The 14,579-nt window shown below is 60.2% G+C and carries 13 protein-coding genes and 1 tRNA gene; 3 read left to right on the forward strand and 11 right to left on the reverse strand.

Translation table 11 applies throughout. The annotated features are described in order from the left end of the window. Nucleotides 1–9: 9 nt before the first annotated feature. Together nadA and J5M56_RS05690 are read right to left on the reverse strand one after the other, a co-directional pair. Nucleotides 10–1,068 (reverse strand): quinolinate synthase NadA, encoded by a 1,059-nt coding sequence (gene nadA / locus J5M56_RS05685; protein ID WP_207870250.1) that lies wholly within the window; start codon nt 1,066–1,068, stop codon nt 10–12. Between the two features lie 271 nt (nt 1,069–1,339). Further along, complete coding sequence (locus J5M56_RS05690) at nt 1,340–2,848, reverse strand: YdgA family protein (protein ID WP_207870252.1); 1,509 nt, start codon at nt 2,846–2,848, stop codon at nt 1,340–1,342. 482 nt (nt 2,849–3,330) lie between these two features. On the opposite strand from J5M56_RS05690, the gene J5M56_RS05695 reads away from it, so the two are divergent. From J5M56_RS05695 to J5M56_RS05705, 3 genes are all read left to right on the forward strand, one after another. Next, a complete protein-coding gene (locus J5M56_RS05695) occupies nt 3,331–4,683 on the forward strand; it encodes an APC family permease (RefSeq protein ID WP_060478875.1) in 1,353 nt (450 codons plus the stop codon). 67 nt (nt 4,684–4,750) lie between these two features. Then, nucleotides 4,751–6,817, forward strand: coding sequence for a methyl-accepting chemotaxis protein (locus J5M56_RS05700; protein WP_207870254.1), 2,067 nt, complete (start codon nt 4,751–4,753; stop codon nt 6,815–6,817). A gap of 153 nt (nt 6,818–6,970) precedes the next feature. Then, nucleotides 6,971–7,930 carry a cation transporter gene (locus J5M56_RS05705; protein WP_207870257.1) on the forward strand — a complete coding sequence of 320 codons (960 nt, stop codon included), beginning with the start codon at nt 6,971–6,973 and terminating at the stop codon, nt 7,928–7,930. A gap of 104 nt (nt 7,931–8,034) precedes the next feature. Here J5M56_RS05705 and J5M56_RS05710 read toward each other — a convergent pair. The 9 genes from J5M56_RS05710 to tolQ form a co-directional block, all read right to left on the reverse strand. After that, nucleotides 8,035–8,110, reverse strand: a tRNA-Lys gene (locus J5M56_RS05710). 61 nt (nt 8,111–8,171) lie between these two features. Further along, entirely contained in the window at nt 8,172–8,846 is a 675-nt protein-coding gene (gene queC / locus J5M56_RS05715) for a 7-cyano-7-deazaguanine synthase QueC (RefSeq protein WP_186478674.1), read from the reverse strand. A gap of 16 nt (nt 8,847–8,862) precedes the next feature. Beyond that, complete coding sequence (gene queE, locus J5M56_RS05720; protein ID WP_186478675.1) at nt 8,863–9,510, reverse strand: 7-carboxy-7-deazaguanine synthase QueE; 648 nt, start codon at nt 9,508–9,510, stop codon at nt 8,863–8,865. Nucleotides 9,511–9,666: 156 nt separating this feature from the next. After that, nucleotides 9,667–10,482 carry a tol-pal system protein YbgF gene (ybgF, locus tag J5M56_RS05725; RefSeq protein ID WP_060478861.1) on the reverse strand — a complete coding sequence of 272 codons (816 nt, stop codon included), beginning with the start codon at nt 10,480–10,482 and terminating at the stop codon, nt 9,667–9,669. Between the two features lie 6 nt (nt 10,483–10,488). Continuing rightward, nucleotides 10,489–10,986, reverse strand: coding sequence for a peptidoglycan-associated lipoprotein Pal (gene pal / locus J5M56_RS05730; RefSeq protein ID WP_060478860.1), 498 nt, complete (start codon nt 10,984–10,986; stop codon nt 10,489–10,491). Nucleotides 10,987–11,041: 55 nt separating this feature from the next. Further along, nucleotides 11,042–12,322: a Tol-Pal system beta propeller repeat protein TolB gene (gene tolB / locus J5M56_RS05735; protein ID WP_186478720.1), complete on the reverse strand. Its 1,281-nt coding sequence runs from the start codon at nt 12,320–12,322 to the stop codon at nt 11,042–11,044. A gap of 17 nt (nt 12,323–12,339) precedes the next feature. Continuing rightward, the gene (tolA, locus tag J5M56_RS05740; protein ID WP_207870259.1) at nt 12,340–13,416 is read right to left on the reverse strand and encodes a cell envelope integrity protein TolA; all 1,077 of its coding nucleotides are present in this window, start codon (nt 13,414–13,416) and stop codon (nt 12,340–12,342) included. After that, nucleotides 13,416–13,868 carry a protein TolR gene (tolR, locus tag J5M56_RS05745; protein WP_008090221.1) on the reverse strand — a complete coding sequence of 151 codons (453 nt, stop codon included), beginning with the start codon at nt 13,866–13,868 and terminating at the stop codon, nt 13,416–13,418. Before tolR ends, tolA begins: the two co-directional genes overlap by 1 nt. Before the next feature lie 14 nt (nt 13,869–13,882). Then, nucleotides 13,883–14,578: a protein TolQ gene (gene tolQ / locus J5M56_RS05750; RefSeq protein ID WP_009684054.1), complete on the reverse strand. Its 696-nt coding sequence runs from the start codon at nt 14,576–14,578 to the stop codon at nt 13,883–13,885. Nucleotide 14,579 lies beyond the last annotated feature (1 nt).

Raw genomic sequence — 14,579 nt, forward strand, 5'->3', positions numbered from 1 at the left:
CCTGCACTATCAGGCGTTACCGGACAACTTCAGGCGTGCAGCCTGGGTGAAGTCCAGCATGCGGTTCAGCGGCTTGATCGCCTTGGGCACCAGCGCCGGGTCGACGAAAATCTCATTGGTCCCGTTGCGCAGGCAATCGAGCACGCGCTCCAAGGTGTTCATCGCCATCCACGGGCAGTGCGCACAACTGCGGCACGCCGCGCCATTACCGGCGGTCGGCGCCTCGACGAACACCTTGTCGGGGCACAACTGCTGCATCTTGTAGAAGATGCCCCGGTCGGTGGCGACGATGAAGGTCTTGTTCGGTAGCGTCTGCGCCGCTTTGATCAGTTGGCTGGTGGAGCCCACCGCATCGGCCAGCTCGATCACCGCTTCTGGGGACTCCGGGTGCACCAGAATGGCGGCATCCGGGTACAGCGCCTTCATATCGGCCAATTGGCGTGATTTGAACTCTTCGTGGACGATGCAGGCGCCGTCCCACAGCAGCATGTCGGCACCGGTTTGCTTCTGGATATAGCGGCCCAAGTGCTGGTCCGGCCCCCAGATGATGGTCTCACCGTTGTCCATCAGGCTTTCGACGATTTCCAACGCGCAGCTGGATGTCACCACCCAATCGGCCCGCGCCTTGACCGCGGCGGAGGTATTGGCATACACCACCACGGTACGCTCGGGGTGCTGATCGCAGAAGGCAGAAAACTCTTCTACCGGGCAACCCAGATCGAGGGAACAGGTCGCCTCGAGGGTTGGCATCAGGACACGTTTTTGCGGCGTGAGGATCTTGGCGGTTTCGCCCATGAAACGCACACCGGCGACGATCACCGTCTCGGCCGGGTGATTTCTGCCGAAGCGGGCCATTTCCAACGAGTCGGACACGCACCCGCCGGTTTCTTCGGCCAGCGCCTGAATGACCGGGTCGCAGTAATAATGGGCCACCAATACCGCATTCTGCGCTTTGAGCTCGGCAGCGATGGCCGCACGGTATTCGGCCTCCTGCTCTGCAGTCAGCGGGTTGGGCTGCTTGGCGTCGAGGTGAGCCTGAACCAAAAGGCGTTCGGAAATCTGGGTCATGATCGCTGGGCCTGCGCGCGTGCGCGTCGAATCGAGTGTATCACCCGGCCCTGGCAGATCGGCTAGGGGTGCCGGGCGGCAGACACACCGCCACGGCCCTCTGCGGGCGCGGATTATTATCGGACGCCGAAGGCTACAGCCAAACAGGGGAATTCAAAAGTGGTTTTTGCAGGGTTTGTGCCGGCCTGTTCACGGCTCGGGCAGCTCCTGGAGGGAGCGCCCTGCCTGTGTAACGGCGTCAACCGCGAACAGGCCTGCACACCTTATTGCCTCAGCCTTGCGGTTGCATCGCGGCAAAATGCGCTGCCAGCAGCATGGCGAACTGCTCGACGGTCATTTTTTTACCATTGAAGTCGACCATGCCGTCGGCGTAGTGAAGGCTTGCCACTACATCATTGCCCTGTACGGTGGCCAGACCACTTTGCAAGGCCATCAACCCGACCATTTCACCGGCCTGGCTAGATTGCGCGGCAATCGCCTGGGCATCGGTTTGGCCTTCCAGCAGCGCTTGCAATGTAGCCAGGTCACCGATCATCGGTTTGGATAGGGAAAGCTTGCTCTTGACCTCGGTGATCAATTGCTTACTCAACTCATCAGGCGGCAAGTCGAACGATGCCGGGTCGGCAAAATCCATCGACAAGTCGAAACGGCTCTCACCATTGGCGGTGCGCAGCGCCAGGTTTTCGATGGCCAGTTTGGGCTTGGACGCCAGCAACTGCCGCAAGTCGCCCTGGAATTTGGCCTTTTCCGTTTCGTCCATCGGAATCACCGGCACCGGCTGACCGGCAGCCTGGGCCGCTTCGAACTCCGGCAAGTGGGCCTGATACCACTGCGACAGCGATTGCAAAGCCGGGGCATTGAGCGACTTGACGCTCACCCCCATCTGCAGGTTGCCAACCGCACGGCCATCCCAGGTGATGTCAGCCACCCGATAATCCGCACGACCACCCACTGTGTCAGGGCCATCCACAGTCTGCAGCAGATTCTGTTCGATACCCTTGAGTACCAGTTGCTGTTGCCTGGCGCCCAGGGTTGCCTTGGCCTCGGCCAGCAGCAGGTCGACATTGCCGACGTACACGGCATCATGCTTGCTGGCCGCCAGGTTGCCGCCGACCTTGAGCCCCGAAAGCTCGAAAGTGGCGGGCGGATGGTCATCGCCGACCAGCTTCATCTCCAGGCGATCTGCACTGCCATGGAAGGTTGACGCCTTACCTTGCTGATCACCGCTGACCTGCAGGGTCATGCCCGAGAAGTTCAGGCTGCTGCCATTGGCCTCGTTGCGTTGGAGCGGCGCAAAGGTGATGCTGCTGTCGACATCCCCCATGTAACCCAAGCTGGTATGGGCACTGACCGGCGACTGCTCACCCGCCGCAGCGAACCACGGTGCGGTGAGCTCGTCCTTCTGCAGGCGGCTATTGCTCACCGCCATTACCGGCAGCAGTTTAAATGCCTTGACTCGGGACCAGGGGAAGGGACCGTGCTCGATCTGATCGGTCACTCCCAGGTCGAAACTGACGATCTCGCCATGACCAAGGTTGATGTCCTTGGCCTTGAGGCGATACTGCGCGGAGCTGCTGAACCAGTGCCGATCGAGCGCGACCAGTTCGACGGTCATGCTACCGCCATAGTTGACCAGCGCTCGCTTGAGCTGCTCGTTGCTGCGGCTGACCGCCTCATCGAGCTGCTCAGGCAGCTGCTTGCCGGTGTACCAGGCGCCAGCGGTAGTGATCCCGGCTATGGCAATGGCCAGGCCGCAGAGAATGCCTACTGATTTCTTCATGAATAGAACCAATCGATGTCCATATGGGCGAATTCGCGGTCTGTGCCGCACTGGGGCCAAAGAATATCACTCTATCCCCCTCATAGTGGCGGCCGAGGCGGCATCATCCATTATTTGAGAATGTTCTGAATCGGCATTTCACCGCGCCCATTTGTTAATTTTTACGGACACAAAAGACGATCAAAAACGCAAATAAACGCGCAAAAATTGAACATTTCAGCCATCTAATCGATAAACATCTCGAGATAGCAACATTTTGTCATGTTTAACTTGACGCCCTGCTATCAATCGTTTTTTATTTTCACCACCTCGCTCAGCGCCCGATCCACGAAGAAGAAAAAGTCGCGCCGTCAAGATGCTCGGATGCCCCTGCCCGCACGCTTCAACCTCCTCGCCAAGGCACTGCCAGCCTGATGCCGGCGCCTAGCACGCGCCTATCTCTGCTCCAAACAAAAAGGTGAACAACATGGGGCCACACCAGCATGCAGCATGACCAAAACGCCACCGGCAATGGCCAGTTCCGTAAATCCCTGCGCCTCTGGCACGTAGTCATCATCGGCCTGGCTTACCTGACGCCCATGACCGTGTTCGACACGTTCGGCATCGTCTCCGGCGTCACCTCCGGCCACGTGCCGAGCGCCTACCTGCTGGCCTTGGCCGGTGTGCTGTTCACTGCGGTGAGCTATGGCACGCTGGTTCGGCGGTTCCCGCAGTCCGGCTCCGCCTACACCTATACCCAACGCGCCATCAGCCCGCATGCAGGCTTCATGGTCGGTTGGGCTTCGCTGCTCGACTACCTGTTGCTGCCGATGGTCAATGCGCTGCTGGCCAAACTGTACCTTTCGGCCATGTTTCCCGAGGTGCCTGAGTGGATGTGGGTGGCAGGCTTCGTCACCCTGATCAGCTTGATCAACATGCGTAGCATCAACCTGGTGGCGCATTTCAACCTGTTGTTCGTGGTTGTGCAGCTGGCGATCATGTCAGTGTTCATCTACCTGTGCGTGCGCGGCCTGGGCCAAGGCGAAGGGCTGGGCACCACCTGGAGCCTGACCCCCTTCGCAGACTCGCAGACGCAGTTCAGTGCGCTGGCTGCCGGCGCGACCATTCTGTGCTTCTCGTTCCTGGGCTTCGACGCCGTAACCTGCCTGTCTGAAGAAACCAAAGAGCCTGGCAAGATCATCCCACGGGCGATCTTCCTCACTGCACTGATCGGTGGTGTGGTGTTCATCGCTGTGTCTTATTTCATGCAGGCCTACTTCCCCACCAATGCCCGCTTCCACGACCCGGAAGCGGCGCTGCCGGAAATTGCGCTGTATGTGGGTGGCAAGTTGTTCCAGTCGATCTTCATCGCCTGCACGGTGATCAACACCATCGCCTCGGGCCTGGCTTCGCAGACCAGCGTGTCGCGCCTGCTGTATGTGATGGGCCGGGACAACGTCATCCCAAGCACTGTCTTCGCCCGCCTGCATGCGCGCTACAAGACCCCGGTTGTGAACATTGCAGTGGTCGGTGTGATTGCACTTTCGGCGATCTTCTTCGACCTCGTCACCGCTACCTCGATCATCAACTTCGGCGCATTGGTGGCGTTCAGCTTCGTCAACCTGTCGGTGATCAACCACTGCTACCTGCGCGAAGGCAACCGCCGGGGGCTGGCGAACAAGATGAAGTACCTGGTACTGCCGACCATCGGCTTCTGCATCATTGCCAAGCTCTGGCTCGATCTCAACGAACACTCGTTGATCTTCGGCGGCCTCTGGGCGCTCGCCGGGCTGCTGCACCTAGCTTGGCTGACCAAGGCGTTCCGCGTCGCACCGCCGAACTACGTTGCCGAATGACCTGAGCCACTGCCAACGCCCGCGCCTGAACGCGGGCGTTGTACTTGCCCGAGAAGGAATCACCCAGATGCTGCTGCGCCGCCTGTCCATCCAATGGAAAATCACCCTGCTCGCTGGCCTCTGCCTGCTGGCCATCGTCGTGTTGCTGGTAGCCAGCTCTCTGGCGCAGTCTCGGCGCAGCGCAGCACTGGTCAACCAGGCCAGCAGCGAAATGCTCGATCACAGTGCGCGTCTGCGCTTGCAGGCCCACGCGCAAAACCAGGCACTGCGGGTCCAGCGCTACTTCATGGATGCCTACCAATACGGCAACGGCTTCGCTCGCCTGGTCCAGGCGCTCAGGGCCAGGGGCGGCAGCGACCTGCGCGCTGAACTGACCCGTCAAGCACGCACCAGCCTTGCCGGCAACTCGAACGTGATCGGCTTGTATCTGGTGTTCCAGCCCAATGCGCTGGATCATCTGGATAGCCAGTTCATCGGCCAGCAGAGTGATGCAAGCAACGAAACAGGGCGCTTCTCGTTGTACTGGTCTCAACCTCGCCCAGGCGCTCTGGAACTCGAAGCGATGCCCGAATCGATGCTGGGCGACAACGCAGCCGGCAGCAACGGTCAGGCCAAGAATCGCTGGCTGACCTGCCCGCAGGAAATCGCGAGGGCCTGCGTGCTGGAACCCTATCTCGACGAGGTCAACGGCCAACAGGTACTGATGACCAGTATCGCCCTGCCCCTGCTGGAAAACGGCAAGGTCGTAGGCGTGGTAGGCCTGGACATTGGCCTGGATAACCTCCAGCAATTGAGCCTGGAGGGACGCAAGGAACTGTTCGAAGGCCAGGGCCAAGTCAGCATCGTGAGCGCCACCGGCCTGCTCGCAGGAAACAGTCGCGACGCTGGCAAGCTGGGCCAGCCGCTCGACAAGCAAGTCCAACAGGGCCTGCTGCGGGTTTCTGAGCCGTTCGCTCCCATCCCAGACGCCAACCCATGGCAGGTGCAGGTGGAACTGCCCGAGGCCGTGCTGCAAGCACCCGCCCTGGCCCTCAATCAGCGCTTGAGCAGCCATAATCAGAGCGCCAACCTGACCAGCTTGTTGATCGGCCTGAGCGCGGCGGTCGTCGGCCTGTTGTTGGTGTGGCTGACGGCGCGGGGCGTCACACGGCCGATTCTTGCGGTGGCGGCGCGCCTAGAGGACATCGCCAGCGGTGAAGGCGACCTCACCCGTCGCCTGGACTATGCCCGCCAAGACGAGCTCGGCCAATTGACGGGCTGGTTCAACCGCTTCCTCGACAAACTGCAACCAGTGATCGCCCAAGTCAAAGGCTCCGTGCTCCAGGCTCGGGGTACCGCCGACCAGTCCGCCGCCATTGCGAGCCAGACCAGCAACGGCATGCAACAGCAACAGCGCGAAATCGAGCAGGTCGCTACCGCGGCCAACGAAATGAGTGCCACCGCCCAGGACGTCGCCCACAATGCGGCCCAAGCAGCGCAGGCCGCGCGGGGCGCCGATCAGGCCAGCCGGGAGGGCTTGCAGTTGATCGCCAGCACTCGCCAGAGCATCGATCAATTGGCCATCGGCATGGATCAGGCCATGGACGAAGCGCGCGCGCTGGAGCAGCGCAGCGAGCAGATTGGTACGGTACTGGAGGTGATCCGCGCCATTGCCGAACAGACCAACCTGCTGGCACTCAATGCCGCGATTGAAGCCGCCCGTGCAGGCGAGGCCGGCCGTGGCTTTGCCGTAGTTGCCGATGAAGTGCGCAGCCTAGCCCAACGCACTCAGGTGTCGGTGGAAGAAATACGTCAGGTGATCGAAGGGTTGCAGCAGGGGACTCAGGACGTGGTGGGCGCCATGCATGCAGGGCAACGCCAGGCTCAGGCAAGCGCCACGGGCATGGAACAGGCGTTGCCAGCACTGCAGCGCATTGGTGAGGCCGTGGCGGTGATCAGCGACATGAACCTGCAGATCGCTTCGGCAGCCGAAGAGCAAAGCGCCGTGGCCGAAGAGGTGAACCGCAACGTAGCTGGCATCCGTGATGTGACCGAGTCGCTGTCGGGCCAGGCCGATGAATCGGCGCGGATCAGCCAGGACCTGAACCGGCTGGCCAACCAGCAACAAGCATTGATGGAACAGTTTCGCGTCTAGCCTGTAAGGGCCAGGGCGCCTGCATCAAAGTTGAACCTGCTGCCACAAGCGGATCGCTGCACTGACGGGCAGCACGGTACCGGTGGCGGTTTCACCCGCGAAGCAGGCCGGAGTAGACAATACAGCAAGAGCGTCATTTACCGAGCACAGCACATGCACAGCACTACCCGATCCCCCTTCTTCGATATACACAGCGAACAGGGCCTGCTACGCACCTCCATTGCCGTCACCCTGTTCATCGCCACGATCGGCATCGGCTTCGGGCTGGCCTCCGGGTCGTTCTCGATCGTCTTCGACGGTGTCTATTCACTGGTCGACGCCAGCATGAGTGGCTTGTCGCTGGTGGTGGTCAAACTCATCACCTCCCACGCCACCAGCCTGCAACTCTCACGCAAGCTGCGCGAACGCTTTACCATGGGTTTCTGGCACCTGGAGCCGATGGTACTGGCGCTCAACGGTATGCTGCTGAGCAGCGTTGCCATCTACGCACTGATCAACGCAGTCAGCAGCCTGCTGCAGGGCGGTCGCCACCTGGAGTTTGGCATTGCCATGGTCTACGCGGCGCTGACGGTAATAGCCTGCGCCACCATCGCGGTGGTCGAGCAGCGCGCCAACCGTGTATTGAACTCGGACTTCGTGCGCATGGACGTGAAGGGTTGGGTGATGTCGGCCAGCATCACCGCAGCGCTGCTGATCGCATTTTGCTTCGGCTATGCCGTCCAGGGCACGCAATGGCAATGGTTATCGCCCTATATCGACCCGGCAGTATTGGCGCTGGTGTGCTTAGTGATCATCCCGCTGCCACTATCGGTGGTGCGTCAGGCCCTGGCGGAGATTTTCTTGGTGACGCCGGGCGACCTTAAATTGCATGTCGACGAAGTCGCGCGGGCTTTCGTTGCACGCCACGGGCTGGAGTCATACCGAGCCTATGTGGCCAAGGTCGGGCGCTCCCGGGAAATCGAGTTGTATTTCATCGTGCCCAAGACCATGGCCGCGAAAACCATCGATGAATGGGACGCATGGCGCAATGAAATTGGCGAGGCGGTAGGCGGCGAAGGGCCCGATCGCTGGATTACCGTGGTGTTCACCGGCGACCCCGAGTGGGCGGAGTGAACATCAGTGGCGTGTTGTGCCCCTCTCGCAGGCCACACAAAACACGGGGCCAGAAACGACAAAGCCCGCGACCATTACTGGCTGCGGGCTTTGGCTACTGCATATGGTGGGTCGTGTAGGATTCGAACCTACGACCAATTGGTTAAAAGCCAACTGCTCTACCAACTGAGCTAACGACCCGTTGGATGGCGCGTATAATACTGATTTCTAACGGGAAATCAATACTTGCGGCAGCCTTTTGTCAGAAGTAGCGCGTTGGGTCGTCGACGCCCGCCGCTTTGAAACCTTCGGCACGCAGGCGGCAACTGTCGCATTTGCCGCACGCCTGGCCTTCATCATTGGCCTGATAGCAGGAGACCGTCAGGCTGTAGTCTACGCCACGGGCGATACCCGCTTGCACGATCTGCGCCTTGCTCATGTTCTGCAACGGCGCCTGGATGCGGAACCCCTGCCCTTGCACGCCAGCCTTGGTCGCCAGGTTGGCCATGCGTTCGAACGCATCGACGAACTCGGGGCGGCAATCCGGGTAACCGGAATAGTCCACGGCGTTGACGCCGATGAAGATATCTCGGGCTTGCAACACTTCCGCCCAGCCCAGGGCCAGTGAAAGAAACACCGTATTACGGGCAGGCACGTAGGTCACCGGAATACCCTCACCCGGCGCCTCTGGCACGTCGATGCTGCTGTCTGTCAGGGCAGAGCCGCCTATCCCATCCAGGTTCAAGCCGATGACCTTGTGCTCGACCACGCCAAGGTCCCGGGCCACGCGTGCCGCAGCGTTGAGCTCGGCACGGTGGCGTTGGCCATAATCGAAGCTCATGGTGTAGCAGCTATAGCCTTCGGCTTTGGCCATGGCGACGACCGTGGCCGAGTCGAGGCCGCCGGACAGCAGGATTACCGCGCGTTTTTCCGTCATCTCATTCACTCCTCAATCAACGGCCGGGTTCGTCGTTCCACAGCAGCTTGTGCAACTGCAACTGCAAGCGTACGGGCAAGTTGTCGGCAACGATCCAGTCGGCCAGGTCAGTGGCGCTCACCTGATGGTGGCTGGGCGAGAACAATACTTCGCCGGCACGTTCGGCAAGGTTGTACTGGATCAGCTTGGACACCGCCCAGTCATAGTCCTCGCGGGAACAAATGACGAACTTGACCTGGTCGTTGCGGGTCAGCTGTTCGATGTTCTCGTAGCGATTACGATGCGACTCTTCCGAGCCTGGGGTCTTGAGGTCGACCACCCGGCTGACACGCACATCGGTGCCAGAAATGTCGAGAGCGCCACTGGTCTCCAGTGAGACCTCGTAGCCGGCATCGCACAAGCGCTGTAACAGCGCCAGCGCGTTGGGCTGAGCCAAAGGTTCGCCTCCGGTGACGCAGACGTAGCGTGGCTTGAAGCCAGCAACCTGCTCCAGGATCGAATCAAGAGTACGAAGCGTACCGCCAGTGAAGGCGTAGGCGCTGTCGCAATATTGGCAGCGCAGGGGGCAACCGGTCAGGCGCACGAATACCGTGGGCAGCCCAGCCGTTCGTGTTTCACCCTGCAAAGAGTAAAAGACTTCGGTGATGCGTAAGGTGTCTTGCATGCTCGCCACGGGCGTGACAGCTAAACAGGCTGTCCGCCTCCGTCAGGCACTGCCTCGGACTCGACATGGCGTTATCCGTGACAGCGTGTTTATAAAAGGGACGTGATTCTAACGAAAAAACCCGCGGCAAGCGCGGGTTTATTTCATGGGTGAAGCTTATAGCTTCTGCAGATCGCGCTGCGCCAGTTGCGCGGCAGACGTGCCAGGGTACTGATTGATGACCTGCTGCAGGATGCCTTTGACCTTGTCGGTATGACCCATGCGGCGTTCGACGTCGGCCAGTTTGTACAGCGAATCAGGCACTTTGCTGTGCTTGGGGTACTTCTGGCTCACCTGGGCAAAAGCCTGGCTGGCCGCAGGCAGATCGCCCTTGGCAAGATTGACTTCCCCTAACCAGTACTGCGCATTACCAGCGTACTGGCTGTTGGGATACTTGCGCAGGAAGGCGTTGAACGCCTGGGTGGCCTTGTCGAAGTCTTTCTGCTTGATCAGGTCGAAAGCCGCATCGTAGTAGAGCTTTTCTTTCGCCGGATCACCGGGCTCGCTATTGGCGGCCGGTTGTTGCGCAGCAGCGCCAGCGGCGCCTGCTGCTGCACCGACGGCAGCATTGGATGCACCACCGGTGGAAGAATTGTCGGGAGTCGCGGCAGGCGCGGCACCACTGTTGATGCGACGATCAAGGTCCTGGTAGCGCTCCAGGTTTTCCTGCTTCATGCGCGACACATCGTTCTGCAACTCTTCGATGATGCCTTGCTGGCGGGAAAGTTGATCCTGCATCTGTTGCAACTGCATGAACAGCTGGCCCTGCGCCGAAGCAGGGGCCGAAGCCCCTGCGCCGGCATAGGCGCCGCTCGTGCCATAACCGGAAGGTGGATAAGCACCCCCGTTGTCATCAACTACAGGAACCGCAGCCCACGCCGAAAGCGGTAGGCTGAGTGCGAGGACGGTTACAGCACGACGGCACATACGCATAAGAACTTACTTACGCAGTTCTACGCGACGGTTCTGAGCCCAGGACTGCTCGTCGTTGCCGGTAGCAACTGGACGCTCTTCGCCGTAGGAAACCACTTCCAGCTGAGCAGGGGAAACGCCCTGCAGAACCAGGTAGCGCTGAACGGCTTTCGCACGACGCTCACCCAGAGCCATGTTGTACTCGCGGGTGCCGCGCTCGTCGGTGTTACCTTCCAGGACAACGCGGTTGCCGTTGGCTTTCAGGTCCTTGGCGTGAACGTCCAGAGCGCGCATGGCTTCTGGCTTCAGGTCCGAGCTGTCGTATTCGAAGTAGAAGGTGGTGATTGCGCGCAGGGCGGCTTCTTCGCTCAGGGAACCGTCAACGGCGCCGGTGTTTGCACCGTAGCCAGCGTTCGGGTCAACAGCGCCTTCACCAGCGTTGTCACCGCCTTTGGAGGAGCAACCTACAGCTACGGCCATGGCCAGAGCCAGCGCAGCAAATTTACCAAACTTCAGCATTTCCATCGTGAAACTCCTAATGAAACCCCAGTGTGTTAAGCAAAAACGTTATACGCCGCAATCAGTTCAGGTAAGGGGACCAGGACGGTTCTCTGACTTCGCCTTGAGCGGTAGGAAGCGGGAGCCTCACGCGGCCGTTAAGCGACACGAGCATCAAGACTCCCCGGCCCTGCTGGCGGGTGGCGTAGATTAGCATGGTGCCGTTTGGCGCAACAGTGGGCGACTCATCAAGACTCGTTTCCGAGAGAATCTTTACACTTCCGCGCTGCAAGTCCTGTGCCGCCACTTTGAAGTTGGTGAAACCTTGCTGGCGATGAATCATTACCAGCGTTTTTTCATCGGCCGAGAGTTTCGGGTTGGCGTTGTAGTTACCTACGAAAGTTACACGCTCAGCCCCACCGCCGCTGACCGACTGCTTGTAGATCTGTGGCTTGCCGCCGCGGTCAGAGGTGAAGTACAGCGTGTTGCCATCCTTGCCCCAGAAAGGCTCGGTATTGATGCCTGGGCCTGCAGTTACACGGTTGATCTGACGGGAGGCCACGTTCATCACGTAGATGTCCGGGTTGCCGTCCTTGGACAGGACGAACGCCAGACGCGAACCATCAGGCGACCAGGCCGGCGCACCATTGAGGCCTTCGAAGTTGGTCACCTGCTCGCGACGACCCGTATCGATGTTCTGAACGAAGATGCGTGGGCGCTTTTGCTCGAACGACACGTAGGCGATACGCTTGCCGTCTGGCGCAAAGCGTGGCGACAGGATCGGCTCGCGGGACTGCAACAGGGTGACTGCGCGGGCCCCGTCGTAATCCGAACGCTGCAGCGTGTAGCGGGTATTGTTGGTGGAGAAACGCTCGGCGGTCACGTACAGCAAGCGAGTCGAGAACGCGCCCTTGATACCGGTGAGTTTTTCGAATGACTGATCGGCAATGTAGTGCGCCATGTCGCGCAGTTGGTCGGCGGTGCCCGCCACGCTACCGGTCAGCACTTGCTGCTCGGTGGCGACGTTGAACAGCGCGTACTGCACCTGCAGTCGACCGCCCGACGGCACGATGCTGCCGACCATGACGTATTGGGCACCCAACGCTTTCCAGTCACGGAAGATGACTTCGCTGGCCTGGGTCGGCTGGCTGATCATGTTCTGACGCGGAATCGGCGAATAGTAGCCGGAGTTGCGCAGGTCGTTGCCAATGATATCGGCCATGTCTTCTGGCAGCACGCTGCCACCCTGTAGACCGAACGGCACTACCGCAATGGGCGTGGCCCGATCGCTGCCGCTGGTGACCAGGATGTTCTTTTCCTCTGCCATGGCCATGCCAGCCACGCAGCAGAGCATGACCAGCATTCCTCGAAGGAGTTTAATCACAACGCTAGATCCTCAGGTGTAAATGTCATCTTGAACGAACGATAACGGTTGAAATCGCTCGGCTTCATACCCTGCATCTCGGTCAAACGACCAATGTTCTTCACTGCTGCCACCGCCGAACTATCGAACGGACCATCACCACTGGACTTGATCACGCTGACGCCGGTAATGGTGCCGTCTGGCAACATGTTGACCTGCAGAGTCACCGTCATGCCCTTACGCGCGGAAGGCGGACGAGCCCAACCTTCGGCCGCTCGCATGCGAATCAGGTCGTCGAAATCGCCGGCTACCTGGTCACCCTGCTCGTCGGCCAGGGCCTGCTGCCGCTCGGTGGTGTCGGACAACAGCTCGGCCAAGGCCTGAGCTTTCTTGTCCTCTGCCGACTTGCGTGCCGCTTCCTGTGCCTTTTTCTTCTGGGCGTCTGCAGCGGCTTTTTTCTTGGCCTCTTCAGCTGCCTTCTTCTTCGCTTCCTCGGCCGCCGCTTTCTTCTTGGCGTCCTCGGCTGCTTTTTTCTTCGCGTCTTCGGCGGCCTTCTTCTTGGCCTCCTCGGCGGCTTGTTTCTTGGCTTCTTCCTCGGCCTGCTTCTTCGCCTCTTCCTCAGCCGTTTTCTTGGCGATGTCAGCCTGCTGCTTTTCGGCAGCTTTCTTGGCTTCCTCGGCCTTCTTGGACTCGGCGGCTTTCTTGGCTTCGGCCGCTTTGGCTGCTTCCTCAGCCTTCTTGGCCTCGGCGGCCTCGCGGGCTTGCTCAGCCTTTTGAGCGGCGTCTGCTTTCTTTTGTTCCGCGGCCTTTATTGCCTCCTGCTCGACTTTCTTCTGTTCCAACTGCTCGACTTCAGTCTGGCGCGAGGCAGTTTTCTTCGCCTCCCCGGCAATCTTCTGATTGGTCTGGGTGGTCGCCTGGCTCTTGGACTTGAGCTGATACAGCGTAGCCTGAACGATCGGCTTGGAAGGCGGCAATTCAGGCGTCATGGCGAAGCTGACGAAAAGCAGCGCGAACACCAGTACATGCAGGCCAATGGCCCAGATACTGGGCCAGAAGTAACTTTCCGAGGCGGATGGCTCTCGCTGTTGCATCAGGGCGCCTCGGTAATCAGGCCAACGTTACCGACACCGGCCTTCTGCAACCCGCCCATGGCGCCCATGACGGCGCCGTAGTCGACAGCCTTGTCGCCACGAATGAACACCTGGGTCTGCTTGCCTTGGTCACGCCCGGCGGCAATGATCTTGGTCACTGCGCTGGTCATGTCCGGCAAGGTCATGGCCTTGTCCATCTGTTTGTCGGTGTCGACTTCACTGCCAAGGTTCCAGTAGTAGGTCTTGTCGGCCTTGATGGAAATGGTGAGGATCTGGACGTTGTTGTCCTGCGGCAAGGCTTCGCTGGAAACCTTGGGCAGGTCGACCTTCACGCCCTGGTTGAGCATGGGCGCCGTCACCATGAAGATGACCAGCAGCACCAGCATCACGTCGATGTAGGGCACCACGTTCATCTCGGCGACGGGCTTGCGTTTGTGGCGAACTCGGGCCATGGGCTTGTACCTGATTACTCTTCGCTGGTGTGCACTTTACGGTGCAGGATCGCCTGGAACTCGTCGGCGAAGGTGTAGTAACGGCCGATCAGCACTTCGCTGCGCGCCGCAAAACGGTTATAGGCGATGACCGCTGGAATGGCAGCGAACAGGCCGATGGCCGTGGCGACCAGTGCTTCGGCGATACCCGGGGCCACGGTGGCCAGGGTAGCCTGCTGGGCGCTGGCCAGGCCGCGGAAGGAGTTCATGATGCCCCAAACGGTACCGAACAGGCCGATGTACGGGCTGGTCGAACCGACCGTGGCAAGGAACGGGAGGCTCTGCTCGAGCTTTTCTTCTTCACGGGAAATGGCCACACGCATGGCACGACCCACGCCTTCCATTACCGCGTCAGGATCTACGCCCGGCTGCTGGCGCAGACGCGAAAATTCCTTGAAGCCGGCGCGGAACACCTGCTCCACACCCGAGTCCGGGTCTGGGTTGCTGCCTGCCTGACGATACAGCTTGGACAGGTCGATACCCGACCAGAAGCGTTCCTCAAAGGCATCCAGCGCACGACGACCAGCGCGCAGCATGGCGCTGCGCTGGAAGATCATGATCCATGAAGTGACCGAGGCGGCCACCAGGGTCAGCATTACCAGCTGTACCACCACGCTGGCATTGCTGACCAGACTCCACATGGAGGTATGGTCGACGACGTTAGCTTCCACG

It is taken from the genome of Pseudomonas sp. 51_B (genome assembly GCF_017491595.1).
Taxonomy (GTDB): Bacteria; Pseudomonadota; Gammaproteobacteria; order Pseudomonadales; family Pseudomonadaceae; genus Aquipseudomonas; species Aquipseudomonas promysalinigenes.